Below are 5,868 nucleotides of genomic sequence, written 5' to 3' on the forward strand. Positions count from 1 at the left end.
ATCACCATCTGTACGCAAGCTTCGATGTTACCATGCGGTTTCTTCGCTGCCCGGAGCGATCGGCACGCACTCGTAGCCGAGTGAGACGTAGGTGTCCTGGTGAACCTGCTCGAATCGCAGCGACTCCTCGAAGGTGATCAATCGCGCCTCGGTCGGTGTGACGAACCCGAGGTTCTGGATGAAGAGGACCTTCTTGGCATAGATCTGCTGAGCTTGGATGCGTTCCAATTCGCGGGACAGGGCCGGAGAGACGGGGTGGCCGAGATAAGTGGCCAGGGCGTAGGTGCAGACGGGTGATCGATCGTAGAGCTGTACATCGCCGGGAAGGGCCGCCGCCTGTTCCTGCCGTCGGCGCTGCAAGGTGATGATCGCCTCCACGAAGGACGGCTTCGTCCACGGCTCGGGTTCACCCCGGGCCTGGTGCAGGGCGATGACATCTGTCGCCGCCTCCTCGACGACGGTGTAGCCGTCACACTCCAGCCAACGCAGGATCGCCGTCTTCCCGGCCCCAGGGGTGCCGGTCAGGATGTAGCGCTTCATCAATCGCCCCCGTATGTCTCGGACCTGGACGCCGCCCGGCCCGACTTTGTCAGATGGTGTGATCGGCTGGTGTGAACGGCGGCCGCCTGGAGGAGCAGGTCCCAGGTTCCGGCCCGCGACAGGAGCGCGGGCCTCAATGATCCGTGGGTGACGACAAACCTCGAGACCCTCCTGGTCGCACTCTACGTAAAGATCGACGACGAGATCGCAGGAATCCGGCGGATGGGCGGGTCCCTCGTCGGTGAGTGATCAGGTGGAGTTCCGCTCGATCACGTGCACGTTGTCCGGAACGAGGACCAGATCCGCGCTCCCGCCGCTCGGGACCCGCAGGAGGGCGTGGGCGATGCGCGGTTCGAGTGTCCTCGCGGAACATGTCGGCGTGATCTAATGAATCTACATTGTAAAGGCGATGGCCGAAGTTCAAGATCATTTAAAAATGGACTAAAGACCCATCACCCACAAACAGGCCCGGTTTCGGTGGCCACGCCGCGCGGCTATGACCTCCTCGGACGAAACAGCCTGGCAAGGTGTGACAGCCGGCTTGCCGGAGCTGACCGTCCGTGCGAGAGGAGGACGTTGCCCGTTTGTCGCCCTTCCCGCACGCGCACATCAACCGCGCCATGAGTGAGGGCCCTGCCTCAGACCTGCGGGGTGAGAGGTAGGGCCCTTCTTGGTGATACGTGCTTCGGGACCCGGGCGAGATACCTGCGGCATATTCCCGGACCGTGGTTGTCGTGTGTCAGCGGTGCGTGCGGGGCTGGTCGCCGGTGCGGGCTTCGGCGGTGGCCTTCAGGTCGTGCAGCCAGGCCTCGAGACCTTTTCCGAGGAAGTCGGTGGCGAGGGGCACGTTTGTTTCGATCTGGTCGCCGGCATGGGTCTCCTCGGTGCGTACGAGGACGCCGCCCTTGACCTGGGTGAAGGTCCAGACGTGGACGCCACGGTCGATGCGTAGTCCCTTGCCGATCGCGGGCCCGGTCCAGCGGATGCACTTGTGGTGCTGGAGTTGCCGGACGGTGGAGGTGATGACCAGCGTGGTGGGCGGGCTGATGGGAGTGGCGGGCACCGGGGTGGTCCACCGGAACCGCGAGTTCTTGCGGAGCGGGCCCGGGTCCAGGCGCTTCATGCTGGTGACGGGCTTCTGCCACGACGGCCAGCGTTCCACGTCGGTCTGCAGTTTCCAGATGGTGCCCAGCGGCGCATTGATCAAGGTCTCGGCCCGGTATCGGATCTTGGCGGTGGGGTCGACGCCGTCCCCGCGGCATTGAAGACTCCCGTCGTGGTGGGTGGCCCGGGGCTGCGCGGTGGCGGCCTGTGCGGCCGGGACGTTGCCCGCGAGGGCGGCGGCGACGGTCAGCGAGATCGTGAGCGTGGTGATGCGCGTCCTGCTCAGGGGGCGGACGGTTCGTGTGTGCAGCGGGTTGTTGCCGAACATGGCGTTCCTTTCGTTGGGTAAGCGGGAGTGAACGGGGTCCCGCCCCGGGGGCGGGTGCGCTTCTTCAGTGCCGGCGGTCTCGCAGGATGGCCATGATGAGTGCGGCGGACGCGGCGACGATCAATCCGACGAAGGCGGGGTGAATGTCCTTGGACAGGCTCGGCGCAGCGTCGGGCCGTGTCAGCCACACGACGAGCGGGATCGCGTACGTGACGGCGAGAAGCGCGGCCGCCCAGCGAACCGTCCGGTCGCGGGCATGGCGGAGCGCGCCGACCAGCGCGATCGCGGCCGGGATGATCGCCAGCAGGGCGAACTGGCCGAGCACCATCACGGGGACCGCCCAGGAGGAGATGGTCACCGCCCGCGGAGTGCGCCGGCCGGTGCGGACGAGTGGCTTGGAGGCGGTGGTCATGGCGTTTCCCTTCATCTGCCGGGTGCGCGGCGGTGAACCCGTGCCGATCGCTATATCCTCATGCTTACGTTAGAAGTTATAACTATTCGGAGCCGAGGGTGTCAATAGGGTTCGTGATACCCTCTAACAAAATCTTCACGATGTAGCTTCACGGGCGGGGAAGGCGGCAAGTCATGACGGAGACGAAGACCCCCCGCGAGCGCTACCGCGCTCAGGTGCGTGCGGAGATCAAAGAGCACGCGTGGGAGCAGATCGCCACGACGGGAGCGTCCGCGCTCTCCCTCAATGCGATCGCCAAGCAGATGGGCATGAGCGGACCCGCGCTCTACCGCTACTACGCCGGCCGCGACGAGCTGATCACCGAACTCATCAGGGATGCCTACCGAAGCCTCGCCGACACTCTCCGCTCGGCTTCCACCACTGGCGCCGACCTGGCCGCGCTAGCGCACACCCTGCGCGCCTGGGCGCTGGAGGATCCCCAGCGATACCTCCTCATCTACGGCACCCCCGTCCCTGGCTACCACGCGCCCGACGACATCACGCTCATCTCATCCGAGACCATGGCGATCCTGCTCGACGCCTGTACGGCGCTGCCGTCGGACAGTCCCGCAACGCCGTTCGACGCACACCTGGCAGACCACCGCGACTGGGCAGCGGGCCACCCCGCCCCGCCAGCGGTCCTGCACCGGGCACTGAGCTTCTGGACCCGGCTGCACGGTGTCCTGTCCCTGGAACTCGCCGGCCATTTCACCGGCATGCGATTCGACCCCGCCCAGCTCTTCGCGGCCGAACTGGACGACCTGCTGGCGCGCTGAGTACCGCCGCGCATCTTGAGCCGCGTGCTTATGCGCCGATCGAGATGCCGATCTCCAATTCGACGATCTTGAAGAGGGCGTCCCAGGTCTTCCAGCCGGTGCCGAACGGGTGGGACGTGCCGCCTCCCAGGTGGAAGCTCTGGGGCGGTCGACGTCGGCCTGCAGGCTGTCGCGGGTGGCCTCGCCAGCCCGTAATCGGCCCGGGCCCGGACCTGTAGGAATTCACGCGTCACAACGGGCGCAGGTGCTCGATCGTGACGTGGTGCTGCTCGGTCAGCCGCTGGGCGATCAACGAGCGGTGACAGGCCTCAGAGTCGCGCTCGACACAGAGCAGCGCTGCGGTCCCACTGCTCGGCAGCTCCGACACGATCGGCGTGAGGTCGGCGCGGTCGAGGATCTCGGTGGTGTAGCGGCGGGTGTACTCGGCAGCGAGTTCGCGGCGCGAGCGCCTGCCGACCCCTTGGCGGTCATCCTCGGCGTACTGGAGCTGGCGTAACTCGGTGGTTGGGGCGAGCTCGGGGTGGTGCTCGTAGGCGATCCGAGCATGGGCGAGGGCCGCCTGCAGCCGACGTGAGTTCGCCCAGGCGTACTCGGGTCCGCGGACACCGCGGCGCTGGCGTACGTCGAGCAGCAGACGAACGTCCGCGTGCCGCAGTCGTTGCAGGAAGGACTCGCCGCCGAAGCCATAGACGCCGATTGTCACCATCCTGAGCACCGGAAATCAGCTACCTGCCTACTACTCGTGCCGCCTCCGGCAGTCCTGCCGGAGGCGGCGAGGTCACATCACGCGACGGCGGTTCCCTCAAGCTCGACCATCAGGTCGGGGATCGCCAGCCGTGTCACCCCGAGCATCGTGGTGGACGGTGCCACCCCGGCGGCGCCCAACCGCGACGCCAGCACGCCGTAGTGCTGGAAGAGCCGATCGACGTCGGTGGTGTAGACGTTGAGCCGGACGAGGTTCGCGAGGGACATGCCGGCCTCGCCGAGCACGGCCTCCAGGTTGTCCAGGCTCAGCGCCAACTGCGCCGCCATGTCATCGGCATGCTGGGGTTTGCCGTCGCCGTTCATCGAGGTCTGCCCGGCGCAATACAGGGTCCGGGTGTGCCCGGAGACGATCTCACCCTGGTTGTACCCCATCTCCACCGACCACGCCCACGGGTTGACCGCCGTTCGCTCCATTGCCACATCAGCTCCATTCGATTCGTCGACATTGCGTACGTCCATCGGCTCGGTAGCCGCCATCTTTTTCGTGATGTTGATCAGCCTCCCAGCGAATACACGACATCCTGTGTCGTGTATTTCTGTAGAGTTTTCGTATGCGCGCCGACCGGTTGGTCTCGCTGGTGCTGCTGCTGCGGCAGCACGGTCGGCTGTCCGCGGCGGCGCTGGCCCGCGAGCTGGAGGTATCCACCCGCACCGTGCTGCGCGACATCGAGGCGCTGTCCGCAGCCGGCGTCCCGGTCTACGCCGAACGCGGCCGGCACGGTGGTTTCGCGTTGTTGCCCGGTTTCCGGACCGAGCTCACCGGACTGAACCACGACGAGGCCCTTGCCCTGCTGGTCGCCGGATCGCGGCGCGGCGCGCAGGCGTTCGGCCTCGGCTCGGCGCTCGCTTCGGCGATGCTCAAGGTGGTTGACGCGCTACCCGAAAGCTATCGGGACACCGCGGCCGGCGCGGCCGAGCGGTTGCTCATCGACCCGGAGACCGATCTCCTCTCGCGTCGGCTGGTCGCTGAGGAGGTGCCTGACGCCATAGCGGCCGAGGTCCTGCGCGCGGTGTTCGCCGGACACAAGCTGCGCATCCACTACGCGGCTGCGGACCAGACCCCGAAGTGGCGCACGGTGGACCCGATCGGCCTGGTCACCGTACGCGACCGGGGCTACTTGTTGGCCACGAGGTCTGGCGCGGACCGCACCTACCGGCTGTCCCGGGTCTTGGCCGCCAAGGAACTCGCCGAACCCGCACAGCGACCAGACCGGGTCGATCTGGACCGGGCCTGGCAGGAACGCAGCACGCAGTTTCGGGCCGGCGGCGACCAAGTCACCGTGCTGGTACGAGTGGACCCGGCGCGGCGGGAGGAGTTGGTGGGCACCGCGCTGGCCGTCCGCGCCGAAGAAGCCGACTCAGACGGCTGGCTGCGGCTGGAGGTGACCTTCCAAGATCCGAGACACGCCGAATGGGCGCTGTGGCAGCTCACCACGAATGCGGAAGCCCTGGCTCCGCAGTGGTTGCGCAACTCCCTGCGCAACCGTGCCGCGGCGATCGCCACCCGCTACGGAGTGTCATCCTGAGAGTTGTCGCCTTCTGCGGGCAGACCGCGTTCCTGTCGGGGCCAATCGAGAGGCGGCACTTCGCATGCCCCAGCACCTGCCCGACCCCGCCGGCGATCCGTTCGGCGGCCAGCGCACCATGATGCCCCTGCTCCCGGACAGCCGGCGGCGGCACTCTGATCAGCATCGCCGGCGAACTGGATGCCACCAACACCGCCGCGCTCGCCTGCTACGTCACCACCGTCCACCCCCGACGCCGCCCGCCCGCTAGCGCCAATTTCTAACTCAGACTCCTCAAAGGACGGTCAGGACCTGGAGGGGGGAGCGGGTGTCACCTCGCTCGTGCCGCCGACGCCATGCCGCGGTGACGACGTGCCCCGTGCGGGGCCCGGATGGGCC

At 67.2% G+C, this 5,868-nt stretch carries 7 protein-coding genes; 2 read left to right on the forward strand and 5 right to left on the reverse strand.

Going from position 1 to position 5,868, the window contains the following annotated elements:
* Positions 1 to 27: 27 nt before the first annotated feature.
* From ABZ260_RS44955 to ABZ260_RS44965, 3 genes are all read right to left on the reverse strand, one after another.
* On the reverse strand, positions 28 to 540 hold the full coding sequence (locus tag ABZ260_RS44955) for an AAA family ATPase (protein WP_355630339.1): 513 nt from the start codon (positions 538 to 540) through the stop codon (positions 28 to 30).
* Between the two features lie 739 nt (positions 541 to 1,279).
* Positions 1,280 to 1,972, reverse strand: a complete 693-nt coding sequence (locus tag ABZ260_RS44960; protein WP_355630342.1) for an SRPBCC family protein — start codon at positions 1,970 to 1,972, stop codon at positions 1,280 to 1,282.
* Positions 1,973 to 2,036: 64 nt separating this feature from the next.
* Positions 2,037 to 2,384 carry a hypothetical protein gene (locus ABZ260_RS44965; RefSeq protein WP_355630344.1) on the reverse strand — a complete coding sequence of 116 codons (348 nt, stop codon included), beginning with the start codon at positions 2,382 to 2,384 and terminating at the stop codon, positions 2,037 to 2,039.
* A 173-nt stretch (positions 2,385 to 2,557) separates the two neighbouring features.
* Between ABZ260_RS44965 and ABZ260_RS44970 the strand changes: the two genes are divergently transcribed.
* Entirely contained in the window at positions 2,558 to 3,199 is a 642-nt protein-coding gene (locus tag ABZ260_RS44970) for a TetR/AcrR family transcriptional regulator (protein ID WP_355630347.1), read from the forward strand.
* Between the two features lie 229 nt (positions 3,200 to 3,428).
* Here the strand turns inward: ABZ260_RS44970 and ABZ260_RS44975 are convergent, their stop codons facing one another.
* Both ABZ260_RS44975 and ABZ260_RS44980 read right to left on the reverse strand, forming a co-directional pair.
* Positions 3,429 to 3,905, reverse strand: a complete 477-nt coding sequence (locus ABZ260_RS44975) for a DUF488 domain-containing protein (RefSeq protein WP_355630350.1) — start codon at positions 3,903 to 3,905, stop codon at positions 3,429 to 3,431.
* Positions 3,906 to 3,982: 77 nt separating this feature from the next.
* Positions 3,983 to 4,378, reverse strand: a complete 396-nt coding sequence (locus ABZ260_RS44980) for a RidA family protein (RefSeq protein ID WP_355630356.1) — start codon at positions 4,376 to 4,378, stop codon at positions 3,983 to 3,985.
* A 137-nt stretch (positions 4,379 to 4,515) separates the two neighbouring features.
* On the opposite strand from ABZ260_RS44980, the gene ABZ260_RS44985 reads away from it, so the two are divergent.
* Positions 4,516 to 5,490 (forward strand): WYL domain-containing protein, encoded by a 975-nt coding sequence (locus ABZ260_RS44985; protein WP_355630353.1) that lies wholly within the window; start codon positions 4,516 to 4,518, stop codon positions 5,488 to 5,490.
* Positions 5,491 to 5,868 lie beyond the last annotated feature (378 nt).

The organism is Streptosporangium sp. NPDC006013 (genome assembly GCF_040614275.1).
Taxonomy (GTDB): Bacteria; Actinomycetota; Actinomycetes; order Streptosporangiales; family Streptosporangiaceae; genus Streptosporangium.